Genomic DNA, 17,895 nt, shown 5'->3' on the forward strand with positions numbered 1-17,895 from the left:
GGACGCAATCTACCCGTCGCCGAAACGAACATCGCATTGTTCACGGCCGACCAGCTGGCCGGCAAGGGTGCAGCCTCGAGGAAGCCGATGCGCTCACATCCAATCCAGTAGGCGGGCAGGAAGGCTTCGGTTAGTTAGGCTAGGCTTTGACCGCGGCCGCCGGCTTGGCACGGAAGCTGATGGCCATGCGGTTGTAAGCGTTCATTAGACCGATCGCGAGCGTCAGGTCGGCCAGTTCCTTTTCACCGAACACGTGCGCGGCGGCGTCGTAGTCGGCCTGCGGCACGTGGGTCTGCGCCACTTGCGTCACTGTTTCGGCCCATGCCATCGCAGCGCGCTCCCTGTCGTCGAACAGTGCGCCGGCTTCGTGCCAGGTCTGCACCAGCACCAGGGTCTCGATCGCTAGCCCTCCCTGGATCAAATCCCGGCTATGCATGTCGATGCAGTAGGCGCATCCGTTGATCTGGCTGACCCGAAGGTAGGCCAGATCTATCAGTCGCTTGGGCAAGCCGCTGTCGGCCACATATCCGTATACTGCGCCGAGCGCCTTCATGGCCTGCGGAGCTGCCTTGTTGTAGTCCATTCGCATTGAACGTCTCCTTCAGGGTGACGCCCGTTACCGGGCGTCACCAGGTTACAGTCACAGGTTGCTCATACCGCCGTCTATGATCAGCTCGCTGCCGACCGTGTAGCGGCTCTCGTCCGAGGCAAGATGGACGACGGCATCGGCGATCTCGAGCGGGTCTCCGAAGCGGCCGGTCGGGATGGCTTCGATCAGGTAGTCCTTCATGCCAGACAAGTCGCCGTCGGAAAGGCCGAGCTTGCCGTAGATTGGCGTCGTCACCGGACCAGGGCTGACGACATTCACCCGCACGCCCCGGCCGACCAGTTCGCCTGACAGCGTGCGGGCCATTGAGATCAGTGCCGCCTTGGTCGCGGCGTAGACGATCGAGTTGGGCTTGCCGAGCCGGGCGTTGATCGAGCCGTTTAGGACGATTGAGGCGGTCTTGCCGAGCACCGGCAGCAGCGCCTGGACGAGGAAAAGGGGGCCCTTGACGTTGACCGCGAAAGAGCGGTCGAAGCCCGCCTCGTCCCACGCTTCCAGTGGACGGAAATCGGCGACGCCGGCATTGACGAACAGCACGTCCAGCCGGCCGAAAGCGGCGCGGATCGCCTCCACGACCGCCGCCTGTCCGGCAACGTCGCCGGCATCTGCGTGGATGGTCAGCACCTCGCCCAGCTCGGCCTTGGCGGCGGCAAGCTTCTCAGCGCTGGTGCCGGTAATGGCGACGGCAGCGCCTTCTTCGAGGAAGCGGCGGGCGGTGGCAAGGCCGATACCGCTGGTGCCGCCGGTGACGAGCGCGAACTTGTTGGCGAGACGGGTCATGAAAAAGCTCCTTTGATCAGAAGCCGGCGGTCATCGTCGGCGACAACAAGGGATTTATTGCAACCATGGGCCTTGATCGATGGCCCGAAAATGCATCATTCGTTCAGGAAAGCTGAAGGATGAAGCCATGGACCGCTTGCGCGCTTTTGAAATGTTCTGTGCCGTCGTCGGGCGCGGAGGTTTCGCCCGCGCGGCCGATGCCCTCGACACCTCGCCCGCCAACGTCACCCGCTACATCGCCGAACTGGAAGCCCATCTGGGCACTCGCCTGCTCAACCGCACCTCACGGCGCCTGTCGCTGACCGAGGCCGGCGAGGCGCTGTACGAGCGCGCCCGTGCGATCGTCGACGACGTGGCGGAAGCCGAGGCTGCGGCCACCGCCAGCGCGGAGGGCGCGCGCGGCCGGCTGCGCATAAACGCGCCGCTGGTATTCGGCATCCGTCACCTCGCGCCGCTGTGGCCGCGGTTCATGGCGCTGCACCCCGAAGTCGAACTCGACATCGCTTTGAGCGACCGGGTCGTCGACATCGTCGAAGAGGGCTACGACCTGGGCATCCGCATCTCACGCGCCGGCTCGCAGGCTTACGTAGCGCGCAAACTGGCAACCTCACGCAACGTGCTGTGCGCGGCACCTGCCTATCTTGCGCGGCACGGTGCCCCCCAGACGCCCGCCGATCTCGTCGATCATGCCTGCGTGATCTACGGCTACGCGCCCGAGCCCGACGTCTGGACGCTGCTCGATGCGGACGGCGCCGAGACGCGCGTGCGCGTTGGGACGCGCCTGCGCACCAACAGCGGCGACACCGCCCGTCTTGTCGCCCTCGCCGGCGAGGCGATCACCTGGCAACCCGGCTTCCTGATCGGCGAGGACTTGCGCGCGGGCACTCTGGTGCAGTTGCTGCCTGGCTGGGGCCTGCCGGACATCGACATCCTGGCGCTCTACGCCAGCCGCCGCCATCTTTCCGCCAAAGTACGGCTGATGGTGAATTTCCTGAGCGAAGCATTCAAAGGCGTCCCACCGTGGGAGCGAGACTGAAGCGTCGCGTTGTTCAAGGACACATCGCACGCGATCGCGATGGCTCCCATGGACGGTCAGGCGCCAGCAGAAGTATCCGGTTGAGCGCCCTAAGAACCTAGGCACACCCTCGCCGAGGCGGGAACCTGAAACGTGCCGTGACGGGAGGCGCCGCATTGCTGCGTCAGATTTCAATCCTGGTGAGGAGCGGCCAGGCATCACGCCATGATTTCGATTGGATCCGTTCCTCATAGATTGAGCGCTTATCTTCCTCGAAGCGGGGCGTTGGACGCAGAACGAGGTCGAACATGTCGTGTAGACCGAACGGGGCCGCAATCTCGCAGTCACCTGCGTGTGTGCGGCGTGCGGCGATCGCGGTGGCTGTTTCGGGCCAAAACCGCATGGCATCGGTCGCGGAACTATAAGGCGCATCGCCATTGCGAACGTGCATCCGGGCTTGGTTCTTGACCGACCAGATGATGGACGGCTCCGAAACTCTCAGCAGCGCTTCAAACTCTCTGTCATGGATCGCATCGGCACGACGTGGATCGTACCAGATTACATCGACATCACCGCAGATCGGCATAGCGGATCTTTGGTGGAGATGGTCCCACACCGCATTCCTGACGAAGCCTGCGCCGATCCAGCAGTCCGGCAATTCCAGTGCCGCGACCACACCCAGAAGGTGCCAACGATGGGGATCAGCGCGAAGAATGGAAGATACGCATAAAACCCGGTCCATCGGATAACCGTAAAGTGTCCTGCTAAGTTGAACAGGCGGAAAAACGCTTGATTCGCGCCGCCAATGCAGTCCGTCTCACACTTGGGGTAACGCGGCGACAGGCCAGTCATGTTCGGAAAGTCGCCGCCGAATTCATCCGCCAACCAATCAACGACTTGTGCGCTCCAGCCTTGGGCATCCTGACACACATCGGCGACGGCGCTGACCTGCCGTAAACCACAGGCAAAGCCGGAGCCCGCCCATGGTAGCCTCCTTGAAAAAGAAAACGACGGAAGAGGATCACCATGCTTGCAGCAGCTGTACCATCGCACGTCCCGACCGATCGGGTGGTCGATTTTGACATCTTCAATCCGCCGGGTATCGAAACCGACTATTTCGCGGCCTGGACCGCACTGCTGGAAGGGCCCGGCCTGGTGTGGACGACCGCCAACGGCGGCCACTGGATCGGCGCGCGGGGCGATATCGTGCGTCGACTCTGGGCCGATGCAGATCGATTGTCGAGCGAATGCCTCGCCGTAACGCCGCGGCTTGGCGAGGTGATGCAGTTCATTCCGCTCCAGTCCGATGGAGCCGCCCACAAGGCCTTTCGCGGACCGGTAGTTAAAGGCTTTGCCTCCCGCTTCATTACCGCGCTCGAACCGGGCGTCGAGGCCGCCGCGCGCGAGTTGATCGCCGGACTGCGCGAACGGGGCGCGTGCGATTTCGTCTCGGAGTTTGCCGAAATCCTGCCGCTTAACATCTTTCTCAACCTGATCGAGGTGCCGCTCGCGGACCGGCCGCGGCTGCGGCAACTTGGCGTGCAGCTTACCCGCCCCGATGGGTCGATGACGGTCGAGGGGCTCAAGCAGGCCGCCGACGACTACTTGTGGCCTTTCATCGAACGGCGCATGCGCGAACCGGGCGACGACCTGTTCAGCCGCATACTGGCGCTACCAGTGCAGGACCGCCCCTGGAGCGTCGACGAAGCGCAGCGAATGTGCCGGAACCTGCTGTTCGGAGGGCTGGACACGGTGGCGGCGATGATCGGCATGGTCGCGCTTCACCTTGCCCGCCATCCCGAAGACCAACTGATGCTACGTGAAAATCCGGATATGATCCCCGCCGCGGCCGATGAACTGATGCGTCGGTACCCAACCGTGGCGGTAAGCCGCAATGCCATCGTCGATGTCGAAGTCGATGGCCTCACCATCAGGAAGGGCGACCTGGTCTATCTCCCCAGCGTGCTCCACAACCTCGACCCGGCCTGCTTCGATGCCCCCGAAGCCGTGCAATTCGATCGCGGACTCATTCCTGTCCGCCACACGACGATGGGCGTTGGGGCGCATCGCTGCGTCGGTGCGGCACTGGCGCGAATGGAAGTGATAGTGTTCCTGCGCGAATGGCTGGCCGGAATGCCGGACATTTCCCTGGATCCCGCCCGTTCCGTCACAATGAAGGGAGGAAATGTGGGCGCCTGCACTTGCATACCGCTGGTGTGGAACGCGAGCATTGATTAGCTCTCAATTCATTCCGTTGCCGCGCTGACTAAGCCCATCGCACTGGTCGCAGGCTCCGCATGACATCGACGACTAGCAATCGTAGCCAGCGATGTGCCGGGTCTGCGATAGCGCACGTTCCAGGCCATCTCTACCGGGAACGCCCCTAGATTAACCGGGGCGGGCAGCACTTTAAGCCGTGGATCGTGTCCCAGACGCTGGCAGATCAGGCGGGGAGCGTCGTGTGGCGACTTCAGAGATCCTAGACAGCGTGTCGCATATCAAGCGCATCGCCAAAAACCATGGGGTCAGCATGAAGGCGGCCGTCCGCGCCGCATCGCCGGAAGACCCTAGGCAGTCGCGATTGCCGATGGCGTGGCGCACCGGCTTGGGCCGACGCTGGCGTTCGGAGGCCCATCAGCATCATTGCAATAATCGCGGTCAGGTGAGCTTGAGCGCCTGCCGTGTCTCATCCGTGAGCGTATAGACCGCCAACCGCTGCGCCCCGCGGTTCTGATGATCAACCCGATATCCCTGATAGTGTCGGTGTAAGAGACCCGCGCGGACGAGCTCGGATACCGCGCGACTGACGTTCGTCAGGCCCGAGGCTCGAAGACGCTCACGAACGATCTCCTCGATTAACTGCTCCGCCTGAGCGTGGTCGTCCGGCAACTCTCCCTTGCCGGCAAGGTCTTTCCTGACACGTTCAGAAATTCGCACACCATTCGGATCCCGGCGCCCGATCGGAGCGATGGCATCGCACAGCCATTCGCGTACGGTCATCCGCCGGTCGCTGCTCACGACGTAGGGGCCCGCAGAACCAGTTCCGCTGCTTGCCTGGGCGATAAGGTTCAGCACCATGTAAGCATATCGCGGTCGCTCGCACGCCTCAGTCAGACGTTCCAGAATGCCTGGCACGCCGGTGCGCCCCTGCGGATTGGGTTTGGCGTCGGCGGTCTTCCCGCTGGCGAATAGGTCAAGCTGGAACATACCATGAATCAAGCACACCCGGGACTCTGTGTGAATCCCTTTTCTTTTCGCGGCGACCATTTACCGCAGATGGCACTTTACCAGCGCGTCCGGGTAAAGTGCCATTAGGGAACCTTTGGGAATTGGATGCGCACTTGGCCAACCGTGGGCTCCGCCGCGACGAGGTTCGCAGTCGAGGTCGCAAAAACCTGCTCACCAAACCGCCGCCTCATATGTACCGCGACTCCGTGAGCATAACGGGCCTGGCGCCATCGCGTCGGAGAGTGGTAGATTCCAACCGCCCGCCAATAGTCTTTGCTCACCGCCAGGCCGCTTAGAAAGATCCAGTTGGCGGCCCTGACGTTGAAGCACGCATCGTTTGCCAGCCAGGAACGGATGACTTCTGGCCTGCGGCCTATAAGCTCGGAAATCCGTTGCACCCACCAGCTGTTCACCTGAAGCGGTCCCAGATCGTGCGTCCCGTTGCTGTTCCTGACTTCGGCGCCGATCCACCCTGCCTCCTGATCACGGAGCCCCCAAAGCGTCCGCTCGAGCCAGACACGGCCATTCGCGACCGAACCGATGCACCGGGCGATCTGGATCTCGCCCGCCGCGACAGGGACAGGGACAGGGACAGCGGCTGCCGAACACGGATGGATTGCAAGCGTCACGCTCATCAATGCGCCCAAGAAGCGAGAGGTCGCGCGGCGGCAATGGTGAACTGGCATGCGATTGGGATCATCGGTCATGTCGCTGTTGCCTCCTGGCATGATTTCCATTCCCATGGGGGTGAGTTGTCGTCTCGGTGCGACTTGGAGAGCGCTCTGCAGTCTGTTTGGCGATGATGCGCACGAGAAGACCGTCGAGCATGTCCGCAACTGCCTTCGCACTGCCGGCAATTCGCCCTGCGCCTCGCGGCGCTCCCGGCCTCCGGTCGATTTTGCGCTCAAGCTCTCGATCGCGTTGAAATTCCCGGGCAGCCTCTTGGTCGTTGCGGGATCGCGCCAAAGAGGCCGCGTGACGATCACGAATTGTGCTAATTGCACTCCGATCGAGACGCCCAAGACCCTCCAACGATGACGACTTCTCACCTGTGAAGCGATCGAGCTTCTCGGCGAGGCGCTTCGCGTCCTCGGTCCAGAGCTTAACCCCGAAACGTGCCCGGGTGATTGCGGTGTAAAAGTTCTGCCCCGTCACCAGAGCAGAATTCACCGGCGCCAGCACATAGGCACGGGCATACGTCTTGGACTGCGCGGAGAACACGGTCTCGGCATAGCCGTGATCCCAGGTCTTGTGCCGGTCAAGATCGACATCGGCAACACGTTCGTCCCGATCCCAGCGGATGGTGGCCCGGCTCCCATCAAGGGCAATAACCGTGCCGCGCTCGGCGTTCTTCAGCTCCAGCTCCCGATTGACGAGCCGCCACTGGATACGGTCGCCTGCGGCGAGTGTACGCTCTTCGCGATTGAAGACATTAACGTGGCGGACTTGGCCGAGACGAGGATCCCACCTGATCATGCGGCCATTCTCATCTACCAACCTGATGATCTGCCGCCCGTTCGCATCCCGTCCAAGCCCGACGACCCGGTATTCGGTGTCGCGAGCGATCCCGCGCGAAGCATTGTCGCGCGCAAAGATCACGACCTGCCCCCCGGAATAGAACCTCGCAAAATGCTTCTGCTGGTCTGACAGGCCAGCTGGCGCCAGGATATCGAGACGCGTGTCTTCCGCCGCTAGAATGCCTTCGCGTCTCAAAGCTTCGCGAATACGTGCATTGACGCGAAGGCGCGTGGCATTCTCAAGGACAAGAATGTTCGTGGTTTCGCGGTTCTGTGGACTAAGCCGCGTCCACTGGTCCACAAGGCTACGTGCGAGTTGCCCGGTCTCTCCGCCACTCTCCACCTTGTCCAGATGCGCAAGCGAGGATGCATAATCTCCATTTCGAGCAAACGTCACCGCGGCCTTCATCGACCGCGTTTCCTGTCTCAGCGATTCAGGCAACTGCGCGGTAGGGAGACCGAGGCGCTGCATCAGCCAGAATGGCTTGCCCTGTTCGATGGCGCCTGTTTGCTTGTTGTCACCGACCAGGATCAGGCGAGCGCCAGTTTCGCGGCTGATTTCCAGAATTCGCAGAGCCTGGCGACTGCCCAGCTGGCCTGCCTCATCGAGAACCAGCACGTGGTCACGGGAAAGGCCCCTCCCCCCGGTTGCGAGAAGACTGGCCACCGTCCGGGAAGGTATGCTTGCGGTGGCCCCCAGGTTCGCCGCAGCCGAAGAGGTGGGTGCCAGGGCAATGAGTTGATGCTCCGGCGCCGCCGCCTGCGCAAGCGCTCGAATGAGTGTGGATTTACCAGCCCCCGCTACGCCGTGGATCCCTGCCACACGATCTCTCGAACGTGCGATATCGACCAGCGCCTGCTCCTGCGGCGGGCGCAGACCGGCCACCTCAAGCACCCGAAGAAGACGATCGCTTGTCGCCAGTGGTCTCGCATCATCGGTGGCAAGTGCCATGTGCCAGACCAGCGCCATTTCCATTCTCGCTGTCTTCCTGGTAGTGCGTCCACGCGTTTGGAGGCGGTCCCCGGTCGGCTCTTTCGTGGCCAGGATTTTCGCCTTGGCTTCGTGCTCGGCGATCAGGGGCCTGATATCGGAAAGCCGAACTTCACCGACATGTGAGGCGAGACCAAAGCGAAGCATCCGGCCCAGGTTGTTAACCGCTTCCTGCGTTTCAGCCTGCCGGATCCCGAACAGCATTGCGCGTCGGGCGTCCCCCGGAAGGCTAAGTGATTTTTCCTGTGATGCCTCCACCTCCAGAGAGCGGTCGAGCACAGCCTTCAGCGTAGGCTGATGCTTGGATGCACGCGCATCCCATTGTTCCCTCAGCCCCTCCAGGCTGGTTTTCGCCTTGGCGCGCCGCGTCTGGTAGAAGGACCGGCGGCGCGCGGCCTGCCCCGTCAGGCCATGCTCGGCTGCATGAGCATCGATCTGTTCGGCGCGCTGCGACATATCGCTAATCAGTTCGCCCGGGACACCGGTAATCTCGAATAGCCCCCGGCGGGGATCAAATTCGATAGCGAACCCGCTCCGCCGCAGTTCATGCGCCAGTTCGTTGCGGTATACCTGTCCCGCGACCATCTGCTCCGCGTACATCGCACGGGTCTCCAGACTGGACATTTCCTCACCGGCCCGGGCGTTGGTCATGTTCATGACGACGACATGCGTATGAAGGTGCGGATCAAGCTCTCGGCTTGCATGTTCGGTGAAGCGCGCAAAGAGCAACCTGCCTGTCGTATGGTGGTTGATCTCGCCATTCTCTCGGCGGCGAAGGCCGGCGTGCTCCTCCAGGTAGGATAGCGCTACGCCCACGGCGTGCTCATGTGCGGCGAGGATCCGCTCATCTCCCATGACGAGCGCCATGATCGACACGGACTTCGGCGCATTGACCGCGAAGTCCCACCCGGGGTGGTGCCGGATTTCACCATCGGCACGGTGACGTCCGAGCTGCTGTCCATTGACCCCGCCGGCCAGCAATTCCTTGAACACATCGGCATCGACGTTGCCGTGAAGGCCGAGTTCGGCAGCGAGAGCCCCGCCCCATTCCGAGGGCTCGTCGGCGCCCTTGGTGTAGTAATCGCCGACGGTGTAGTAGCGAGCGATGTTGCTCGCGGCCCCCTTGAGGCGGCGCGGGTGGATCATGCCGGACGGGCCTGATGCACGGGCCCATTTTCCCGGTCAAATACGTTAAGATCGACCTTGATGCCGCCCCGAATGGGGGCAAGCATCTGAGGGAGCGCGCCGGCTTGCGCTTCAGTCTTTGACGTAGGTTTCGTTTCGGTCTCCGAGGCGATATCGGTCGCAGGTATCTCCTCCGGGGTTGAAATGAACAGGTTTGATTGCACATCTGGTTCACGCTCCGCAGTGGCGTTGGAGCGACCGCGTGGACCTTCTTTGGCTGCGCTGGTAATTCCGCCGGTATCTCGCTCAGGCGGCGTATCCCGCTCGACAAACCCCTCCGCGATCGAGGGCACGGTGTTGAAAGCGTCAGCGAACCGGACGACCGGCAGATTGCGCCCAAAGCGCAGAAAGCCGGACAAGTTCGGAAGGTTGGTCACCTCGGTATGCATCACGAGTGGACGCGTCACCTGCATCCGCGAGAGGTTCACGCCGTCGCGCATGTCGTTCACGCCATAGGACATGCCTTCGTTGGCTTCGACCTGTTCGACCTGCCCCAGATTCTCGGAGACATGCTTAGCGGTCGGGGTATCGTTGGCGCGCAGCGCGACCCAAGTAGAGCAATATCCCGTGATCGCCGCCGCATCCTGGATGCCGTACGTTGCCTCCAGCTGCGGGTAGGATTGAAAACCCAGAATTCCGCAGCCGCCGTACTTCCGGGCACGCGCCAGAAAGTCGGACAGGGAAGGTAGTTTTTGTAGACTGGGGAGCTCGTCGATAACGCAATAAAGGCGTCGCTCGCGGTCCGGTGCGAGGCTCATGATGGCGGATATCGCGATGTCGAGCCACACCGTGATGAGGGGCCGCAATGACGGCAGTTGGTCCGCCTTGACGGTGATGAAAAGCCAACTGTCGCCCTCCTCGTTCTCTACCCATTCGCGGATCGACAGACCCTTCCGCGTGTCGTCCAGGTACGAGAACGAGCGCATGACCGAAGCGAGTTCGGCCTGGATACCTGCGGATGTTCGCTCCCCCTCAACGCTGATAAAAGCGGCTGCGTCTGTCCCCGCGGCGAATGCAGCCAGATCCTTCATCCGGGAGCGAAGAAGGCGGTCCAGAAGGATCGAGACCAGCATCTCCCGTTCGCGGGCGAGTTTGCGCAGCACCGCAACGAGCGTGCCGCGCGCAGCCTTCGCCCAGAAGGGGTCGGCGCCCTTGTCGGGTATCGTAGACTCGGCGATCTGGTCATAATGATAATCGCGCGGAACGTCGCCCCAAGGCGACCAGCGGCTCGTTCGCTTGTCGAGCGGATTGAGGATCACGTCGCGCCCGGGGCGGTAGAACTTTTCCACGAACGTCCCGGCCGTGTCGTAAACAATCGCCCGATTACCGGCACTCCTGATGCCATCCAGCATCTTGACGATGAGGTTCGTCTTTCCGGTTCCAGGTGCGCCGCACAGGAGTATGTGTTCGGGCTCGAAGGCACCGGGAACGGGAACACCGCCGATGGAGAAGCTCCCCCGAGGCTGCTTGCGAAGCAGTGCGCGGATCTGCCGGATCGTGCCGAAGCGGGCCCCACGCAGATATTCGTTCGACCCCAGACCTCGTCCCGTTTTCGTGAAGGTGAACCAAGCGACACCGAGCGCTGCCGCAGCGAATATCCCGGCAAACAGTGCTCCCTCAATCAGGGCCCGTTCGAACGCGTGCAGGGACTGTTTGGCGAGGGGTGAGGCCATCAGCCAATCAGCCGATGTCCAGTACGCCTTGCCCCCGGGCGTCCTGAACTGGACCGGGTCATTCGTCCCGGGCGCCGCGTCGGTCTTGAAGGTCGCCTCGATGAGCTTGGCGAGGACGAACCGTTGGTAGTCACTCGTATGTTCAAGCGCCCACCAGACGGTGCCGATCAACCACAGCGCTATCCCCGCCAGCAAGGTCTGGAAGAAGACCTGCGTCGTCATCCGCACGTTATGGACAATCGCCTGGCCACCCCGCGTCCAGGATCCGAGGGTGTCGTTCCGAAAGATGCTCATGAGCGCTGCTCGGGATCGAGCAGGCCGCGCTGTAAGAGCAGGGTCCTGGCATGCGCCATGCCCTTGGCAAGAGTGTCGGGTGCCCGGTCGCCTAAAGACGTCGCGAGGATGGCAAATGTCTGGATGCAGGTCGCCAGGATCTCGTCCTGTGACGAGTAGATGTACCTGCCATCCTGCTCGGCCGCGACGGAAAGCGCAGATCGGATGAATTCGCTGAAGGGCAATTGCGCACCAGCGGCGCGCTGATGCAGCCGGTCGTGAAGCTCCGGATCGAGCCGTACGCTTATGCGGGTCATGTCGAGCATCCCTTTTCAGAGGCTCGACCGGAACTGTCTTTGAAGCGCAGACAGATTACCCCATCCCGTTCGCTCACTCAATGCCGTGACGATTGTAGGCAGACTGGGGCCGAAATTCTGGAACACCACCGTGGTCAGACATGTCGGACAGGTTATCCGCTGCGATCTGAGGCGCTTGAGGGAAGCGCATGGAAACCGGGCCGACGTGTCAGCCGCCGACTATTAAGCATGTCAACCAAGTCTGACGCATATAAGACATTATAATTGCTTTGGAAATTTACCGCAGCACCCGTGCGTACGGTGCATTCACAAACGGCTTTGGCCGTGCGTCCCTGCTTCGCAGCGGCTTTTCCCGCTGCGCCTGCCTCGTGCCGGCAGGCGCGCGGCGCCCCGAAGGGGCATCTTCGATCTTTTCGGCATTTTGCCGAACCTTTCATTTTTGAGGTGTAAGACTTCGGCCGATTGCGTCATCATCGCGTCGTGGCGGGCATGCCTCTCGCTGAGGAACAACGATGCCCAGAATGACTGACCGTGAAAAACTGGCCAAACTCGAAGCCGACCAGCGAAGCCTGGCGGACGAGGCTGAAACGGTGCGCAAGGCGCTGCGAGGCCACTATGGTGAGATTGCCGGAAGCCTGGCTGTCGAGATGCTCTCGGAACGCGAGTTCAAGGACCTGCTTACACTGGCTATCCGGATCGGTGGGACTAAAGCCCTAGCAGCCCTGAAGGCAGTGCCGGCTGCGTCTGGATGACACCGAGAATTCGCCGGAACGGCGTCCCAGCGACGAGCACGGCGACAGCCGCGCGCAGGAGGCCGGTGCGCCATCGGCGCGCCGCGTCGCTTTGCGACGGGCGGGCCCCTGCGGGGCCCCGTCCCTGAGCAGAGCGATCCCTGCCGCCACAGAAAAAGCGTCGATGCAGGAGGCCATCCCCCCCTGCATCGACGCCGCTGTGTCGTAAGTTCGTCGCTCAACGCGTCTGTTCATCGGCCTTCAGGAAGTGCGCCGGGATGCCGGCACTGCGCACCAGCCGAGCAAGATGGGATTGCAGGCCGTTACCCTCGCAAACGAAAGCTTCCGCCGGGTTGAGGCGTACGAGCGCCTCATTGCGGGCGAACCCGGCCCTACGCCCAAGTGACCGCCAGCGCTCCAGCGTGAAAGCGACCACCTTGACCCCCGATCGTGCCGCCCAGGCCGCAGCTATGGCGTCACAACCCTTGGTCTGGGCAGTCGTCGCAAGTACCATCTCGGGGATGCGAGTATGGATGGCGTCGAGCCGCTCCCAGACCTTACGATGATCCTCCCACGCTTGGCCGCCGGAAAAGATGACGACGGGCCCGCTCGGGGCATGTGCTTCGTTTCGACGGTTCCGGCGGGCGGCGAGGAAATCCGAAGCAGCGATCACCGATGCTGTCCGCTTGCTCGACGCGAGCGTGCCGCGCGGGCTGGACCAGGGCCGACCGGTCTCGGCGCGGTAGACCTCTGCCGCATGATCGCGCATGCATGCAACCGCTTCGCGCGCCTCGTCGAGCCCCTGGCATAGGGTCTGTGCATCCTCCAGCGTAGCAGTCGCGATCTCGCTGCCATCATGCCTGCGGATCATCTCGCGCAGTTCACGCGCTGCTTTGTCGCCCTCGCCGTCGAGTTGTTCGGCGACCTTGTGGAAGCTGTGCACAATGCCCCAGGCCAGCCGGTCGGCAACAGGCTGCAGGCGCGTATCACGCAGCAGATCGAACAGCGTGGTAACCAGCATTTCGGTCGCCATCTGCGCTTCAAAAGCCCCCGGCATCTCGAGGTCCAGCGCCTCGTCGGTGCGGACGATCCGGACCTCGCCGATCCGCGGCGCGAAAGCATCATCGAAGCGATCGGTGGGCTCGTTCCCCTCGTCACTAAGGATCCGGAAGGTGTAGTGCGTGTTTGCAGTGGTCATTGTGAACCTCCTTTTCTTGAAAGAGGTCCCCCCAACGGCGCGGGCTCCGAGCAGCGGGGTCAAGGATCGCGAAGCGACCGCCCAGCGGCGATGGGGGTAACGATTTTGTTCGGCGGGCACGGCGCTGCGTCGGGGCGGTGCGGGTGAACCGCCGGGCAAAATGGTGGGGCCCCGTCGTCCTTGAGGCCGCTGCGGTCCCGCGCCACACTTGGAGGACTTGATAGATAGAAGAAGAGCTGCCCTTGCAGGGGCTCAATGCCCCTGCAAGGGCACACTCTCGGCTGGGCACCGCCTCACCGATAGACTCGCTGCTCTGGCGGCCTGTCCAAGTGCCCCCATGCTAGGGCACTCCCTCGATGGCGCACAAGTTCACCGCTAAAGGGCCGCAACCTCTGCCCGAAGCCTATCTTCGGGCAGAGGTTGCGAGTACCAATATTAGGCTGGCAACTCCCAGGTGCCGGAGACCTAAACGGGCGGAATATACGCCTGGTAGGGGTTACCGTCGTGGAGATGACCGAACGGGGTCATCACGTACTCGCCCTCATCGTGTCCCACTGCGCAGATGACGTAGCGTGGCTCGCCTGTTACCGCATCGGTGCATTCCATGAGGGCAAGATGCCCTTGCGATGCTGCATCCAGTAGCGTCTGGAAATTCGCAGCGTGTGCTTCCGGGATCGCCATCACCCTCTCCCTGCTGTGCGCTTCCGAAGGGCGACGGTGTCCGACGTCTGATCCGCCTTGCGGAAGGCGTGGATCGGAACACCGGCCTGACGCAGGGACTGGTAGAGGTTCGCCTGCACGCCGGAACCTTCGCAAAGCACCGCCTCGACCGGTTTGAGATCGACCAGCTTGCGATTGCGATCGAACGCCTTCTTCATGCCGGAGCCATAAAGGCGAAAGGCCACGAGCGGCACTTTTCGTCCTGTACTCGCGGCCCAGCCTGCGGCGATCGCATCGGCACCAGCGCGTTGTCCGGTCGTGACCAAAGTCATGTTCGGCACCCGGGCATGGATTGCATCGAGGCGTTCGAAGATCTGCGCATGGTCATGCCAAACGGACGGGCCCGAGAAGACAATGATCGGTCCTTGCGGATTTTGGCGCTCACGCGCGGCGAGGCTGCGCGCCCGCAGGAAATCCAGGGCGTCGACCTGGCTGGCAATGGCCTTGGAGGTCCGGCTACCGCGCGAGGGCGACCAGGGCCAGCCTGACAGGGCATGATAGGTCGCTGCCGCGAAGTCGCGCATCGTCTCGATCGCCTCGCGTTGCTCGGCGACAGAACGGCAGGCAAGCTGCTTGTCTTCCAGACTGCGCGCGTAGACCTCGCTCATCTCGGGGTTGCGTGCGAGGTCACCAAGTTCCTGAGCGAGGATATCCTCCTGCCGCTCGAGCTTGCCCGCGGTGAAGTGGAACGAATTGACGAGGCCCCAGGCAATTTCGGGGGCGAAGTGTTCGAGACGGGTATCCGTGAGGAGGTCAAAGATGCACGCGACGATCCCACCGCAGTCGGCCTGCGCCGCCAGCGGGTCAGGCATTTCAAGGTCGGTGGGTTCTTCACCCGGTTGCATGATTGAGAGGTGCTCCGGATCCCCGAACACTGCCCGGAATTCGGAGGTCGCGGTCATCTCGGCGTAGAGTTCCTTTAGGTCGGCAAAGCGGTGGACGCTGCTTGAAGAGGTCATGGCAATGGCTCCTGAACGAAGGAGGGAATGGCCGGAGGAGGCGCACCTCCCCCGACCGGCTCGGCACCTCAGAAGGCAATGTCGTCGTCGAACCCTGCCCCGGCCCCCGCCATCTCTCCGCCCGGCCCGGCCGTGCTTTCGCCAAAGCCGCCCTGCCCGCTAGCACTCTGGCGCTCACCGCCGCGAATGACCGGCGCGAAGACATCGCGGGGCTGCTGGCGGCGCCATGCGACCCGGAAGCCGTCTTCCTCGTTGCCGAACAGGGCAATGGAGAGCGGGTCAGCGAGACTGGGATCATCGATCGAGCCCTGCAGGAACGTTTCGCCCGTCGAGTTGCGCGCAACCGCCTCCCACAATGCGCCGATCTGCACCCAGCGATTGCCGACATTGAGCGCGAGGATTTCGAAGAGCGGCGCACGCTCGTGTTGGCTCTCGACCGGGCGCAGACCAAGCTGGGGAAGATCGATGTCGCGCGTGGCGATCCAGCCAAGGGTACGACCGTTGACGACCTTGAATTCACCGATGTTCATAAGATTTACCTTTCGACGTTATGCCGCTCGGACCATTCCGAACCGACACTCATCGAGACCCGTCTCTTCTCTCGAACGCGCCCTCCCCGCCTGCCGCCCCGCTTCGCGTGCAGGGCGCCGCTACCCGCTGCGATCCCGCTGTGCGCGCTTCCTGAGTTGCGCTATCGTCGTGGAATGGACTCAGAAACGATCAGAGCCATCGCTGGCCTGGCGTTACAACGCTCCGCCCGCAGTGGTAGCGTCTGCACCGGCGATGGCCTCAGTCGTCTGGGCGCAAGCCGGGCTCTCAGCCAGCTTGCGCGAGACCTGCAAGCCTCCGCTGATGAACTTGATCGGGAGAGGGCAAGGCACAAGCGCCGCAAATAGATCGGCCGTGTCATGCACGTCAGGATGGGGACGGATTACCGATCGACGAGCTTGCGCACACTATATGTTCGCTATATGTTCACGCCATCCCAGCCCTTTGGATTTTTTGGACAGATGCGTCTCTGGCTCGCCTCATACAATGTGGAGCTTCCCCTTCTCGACATCATCAATGATCCGGTGTCCGACGATGTCACGATAGAACTGGCGGCCCGGTCATTGGGCGTTGGCCTGGACAGCGGTTACTATGACGCGGAAGCGCTCGCTGACTGTCTCTCGCAGATATGGTCCGAGATAGAGGATGGCATCCTCGATGATGAAAGCGAAGCACGCATCGAGCTCGCCGGCGTCATCGGCGGCGGTGGCCGGTACGTTCGAGGTCTCTACGACACTGTGCGCCATCTCGATGCACAAAGTGCTGCCAATTATCTGGCGGCTCATGTCGGCGTGATGATGGCGCGCGTGGACATGGCGCGTTTCGCACGCGAGATCGTGGCCGCTACCGCCGCATAATCTGGTTTCGCAACGAAAGTGACTCGACACGCTTGGCGGTGTCGCGGAATGTGGGGCATGACGAAGGCACGATCCGGGATGGTGGCAAGAGCTCTCGCGTTCGCCACGAACGCGCATGGCTCGATCGGCCATAAGCGCAAGTATACCAACGAGCCCTACATAGACCATCCGGTCGAGGTGATGCAGATCGTGGAAAGTGTCGCGCATACCGAAGAAATGCTCGCAGCAGCGTTACTGCATGACACCATCGAGGACACCCCGGTCACGCGCGAGGAAATCGAAGCGCAGTTCGGGAGGGATGTCGCAGCTCTTGTGATGGAGCTCACGGATCAGTGCCATGAAGGAAACAGGGCAACGCGGAAGGCCGCCGAGGCCGAGCGTCTGGCCCTGATCTCGCCTGAGGCCCAGACGATCAAGCTGGCGGATCTCATCAGCAACACCCATTCGATCGTCGCGCACGATCCCGACTTTTCGCGGGTCTATTTACGCGAGAAGGCGCATGTTCTGAGCAGAATGCGAGCCGGTGATCCGGGCCTGTACGCACTCGCATCCAGCCTCGTCAGAGAGGCATCCGTCACGATTGGGCTGGAGCCGGAGCAGCGATCGGACTAATTAGCGACGGGCATTGCGCGCGATGAGATCCTTGCCCGCGCGCTGCGCGGGGCCGTCTTCGATGCCCAGCGTCCTTAAGCGATCGGTTTCAAGAACCCTGCCAAGGCCATCGGGTAGGTCCGCGTGGTCTCTCGCAATGCGTACAGCTTGAGCTGCGGTGCTAATCTCCCCGGGGCATGTGCCTTGCCAGACTAGCATATCGTCCTGCTCATCGCGACCGCCTCCCGACTGGGTGACCTGGACAAAGAAGGTCGCGAGAGGACGGTCCCAACCCATCGAGACGCGAACACCTTCGCTGCGGCCGGGGAATTCATATCGGCTCATCGCGTTGGCTCCTTCGTCTTGCATGCACAACAGTCGCCCCCAGACTGCCACCAGTTGAGCGGGCCTGGGTAGATACAGACGTTCTCGATGTGAGAGGATCGCAGTGGATCAGTAGTTCATCAGTCCAGCAGGCCTTAGACGGTGCCTGGTACATACCTTATGCCATTCTCTATCCGAGGTCGCTCAACGCCCCAGTTTGATGGCTATCCCACTGCCGACCTTCTCGCGCTCTGTCGGTAGTGAGATTTTTTGATCCAGTCACTTGGGCCTCGGTCGCGCAACGTCAATTACGATTTCCGATAATCTGAGAACGGCGGTGGAATAGTCGGCCACGGTAGCGGCGGGATAGGTCCGCTGCG

18 protein-coding genes are annotated in these 17,895 nt (G+C 62.3%); 5 read left to right on the forward strand and 13 right to left on the reverse strand.

Annotated features, from left to right (window positions below):
- Positions 1-139: 139 nt before the first annotated feature.
- Positions 140-583 (reverse strand): carboxymuconolactone decarboxylase family protein, encoded by a 444-nt coding sequence (locus PKE80_RS25065; RefSeq protein WP_271184807.1) that lies wholly within the window; start codon positions 581-583, stop codon positions 140-142.
- 57 nt (positions 584-640) lie between these two features.
- Positions 641-1,387 (reverse strand): SDR family oxidoreductase, encoded by a 747-nt coding sequence (locus tag PKE80_RS25070; protein ID WP_271184808.1) that lies wholly within the window; start codon positions 1,385-1,387, stop codon positions 641-643.
- Between the two features lie 127 nt (positions 1,388-1,514).
- Between PKE80_RS25070 and PKE80_RS25075 the strand changes: the two genes are divergently transcribed.
- The gene (locus PKE80_RS25075) at positions 1,515-2,423 is read left to right on the forward strand and encodes a LysR family transcriptional regulator (protein WP_271184809.1); all 909 of its coding nucleotides are present in this window, start codon (positions 1,515-1,517) and stop codon (positions 2,421-2,423) included.
- A gap of 163 nt (positions 2,424-2,586) precedes the next feature.
- Here the strand turns inward: PKE80_RS25075 and PKE80_RS25080 are convergent, their stop codons facing one another.
- Entirely contained in the window at positions 2,587-3,144 is a 558-nt protein-coding gene (locus PKE80_RS25080) for a nucleotidyltransferase family protein (protein WP_037517261.1), read from the reverse strand.
- A gap of 284 nt (positions 3,145-3,428) precedes the next feature.
- Between PKE80_RS25080 and PKE80_RS25085 the strand changes: the two genes are divergently transcribed.
- The gene (locus PKE80_RS25085) at positions 3,429-4,640 is read left to right on the forward strand and encodes a cytochrome P450 (RefSeq protein ID WP_271184810.1); all 1,212 of its coding nucleotides are present in this window, start codon (positions 3,429-3,431) and stop codon (positions 4,638-4,640) included.
- Positions 4,641-5,060: 420 nt separating this feature from the next.
- Here the strand turns inward: PKE80_RS25085 and PKE80_RS25090 are convergent, their stop codons facing one another.
- The 5 genes from PKE80_RS25090 to PKE80_RS25110 all read right to left on the reverse strand — a co-directional run bounded on the left by PKE80_RS25090 (position 5,061) and on the right by PKE80_RS25110 (position 11,595).
- The gene (locus PKE80_RS25090) at positions 5,061-5,609 is read right to left on the reverse strand and encodes a hypothetical protein (RefSeq protein WP_037517263.1); all 549 of its coding nucleotides are present in this window, start codon (positions 5,607-5,609) and stop codon (positions 5,061-5,063) included.
- Between the two features lie 104 nt (positions 5,610-5,713).
- Positions 5,714-6,337, reverse strand: a complete 624-nt coding sequence (locus PKE80_RS25095; protein WP_271184811.1) for a lytic transglycosylase domain-containing protein — start codon at positions 6,335-6,337, stop codon at positions 5,714-5,716.
- Positions 6,327-9,284 (reverse strand): MobF family relaxase, encoded by a 2,958-nt coding sequence (mobF, locus tag PKE80_RS25100; protein ID WP_271184812.1) that lies wholly within the window; start codon positions 9,282-9,284, stop codon positions 6,327-6,329. Before mobF ends, PKE80_RS25095 begins: the two co-directional genes overlap by 11 nt.
- Positions 9,281-11,290, reverse strand: a complete 2,010-nt coding sequence (locus tag PKE80_RS25105) for a type IV secretion system DNA-binding domain-containing protein (RefSeq protein WP_271184813.1) — start codon at positions 11,288-11,290, stop codon at positions 9,281-9,283. The genes mobF and PKE80_RS25105 overlap by 4 nt, the downstream gene beginning before the upstream one ends.
- A complete protein-coding gene (locus tag PKE80_RS25110) occupies positions 11,287-11,595 on the reverse strand; it encodes a ribbon-helix-helix protein, CopG family (RefSeq protein ID WP_309299008.1) in 309 nt (102 codons plus the stop codon). The genes PKE80_RS25105 and PKE80_RS25110 overlap by 4 nt, the downstream gene beginning before the upstream one ends.
- A 512-nt stretch (positions 11,596-12,107) precedes the next feature.
- Here PKE80_RS25110 and PKE80_RS25115 point away from each other — a divergent pair.
- Entirely contained in the window at positions 12,108-12,338 is a 231-nt protein-coding gene (locus PKE80_RS25115) for a hypothetical protein (protein ID WP_271184814.1), read from the forward strand.
- 217 nt (positions 12,339-12,555) lie between these two features.
- Here the strand turns inward: PKE80_RS25115 and PKE80_RS25120 are convergent, their stop codons facing one another.
- The 4 genes from PKE80_RS25120 to PKE80_RS25135 all read right to left on the reverse strand — a co-directional run bounded on the left by PKE80_RS25120 (position 12,556) and on the right by PKE80_RS25135 (position 15,724).
- Complete coding sequence (locus tag PKE80_RS25120) at positions 12,556-13,515, reverse strand: DUF2493 domain-containing protein (RefSeq protein WP_271184815.1); 960 nt, start codon at positions 13,513-13,515, stop codon at positions 12,556-12,558.
- 465 nt (positions 13,516-13,980) lie between these two features.
- Entirely contained in the window at positions 13,981-14,196 is a 216-nt protein-coding gene (locus tag PKE80_RS25125) for a DUF6117 family protein (RefSeq protein ID WP_271184816.1), read from the reverse strand.
- On the reverse strand, positions 14,196-15,194 hold the full coding sequence (locus PKE80_RS25130) for an SLOG family protein (protein ID WP_271184817.1): 999 nt from the start codon (positions 15,192-15,194) through the stop codon (positions 14,196-14,198). Before PKE80_RS25130 ends, PKE80_RS25125 begins: the two co-directional genes overlap by 1 nt.
- 68 nt (positions 15,195-15,262) lie before the next feature.
- Positions 15,263-15,724: a DUF736 domain-containing protein gene (locus tag PKE80_RS25135; RefSeq protein WP_271184818.1), complete on the reverse strand. Its 462-nt coding sequence runs from the start codon at positions 15,722-15,724 to the stop codon at positions 15,263-15,265.
- Between the two features lie 441 nt (positions 15,725-16,165).
- Between PKE80_RS25135 and PKE80_RS25140 the strand changes: the two genes are divergently transcribed.
- The gene (locus PKE80_RS25140; protein WP_271184819.1) at positions 16,166-16,600 is read left to right on the forward strand and encodes a hypothetical protein; all 435 of its coding nucleotides are present in this window, start codon (positions 16,166-16,168) and stop codon (positions 16,598-16,600) included.
- A gap of 57 nt (positions 16,601-16,657) precedes the next feature.
- Complete coding sequence (locus PKE80_RS25145) at positions 16,658-17,212, forward strand: HD domain-containing protein (protein ID WP_271184820.1); 555 nt, start codon at positions 16,658-16,660, stop codon at positions 17,210-17,212.
- Here PKE80_RS25145 and PKE80_RS25150 read toward each other — a convergent pair whose 3' ends face one another.
- Positions 17,213-17,536 carry a hypothetical protein gene (locus tag PKE80_RS25150; protein WP_271184821.1) on the reverse strand — a complete coding sequence of 108 codons (324 nt, stop codon included), beginning with the start codon at positions 17,534-17,536 and terminating at the stop codon, positions 17,213-17,215. It lies immediately after the preceding gene.
- Between the last annotated feature and the right edge of the window lie 359 nt (positions 17,537-17,895).

It is taken from the genome of Novosphingobium resinovorum (assembly GCF_027922145.1).
Classification (GTDB): domain Bacteria; phylum Pseudomonadota; class Alphaproteobacteria; order Sphingomonadales; family Sphingomonadaceae; genus Novosphingobium; species Novosphingobium resinovorum.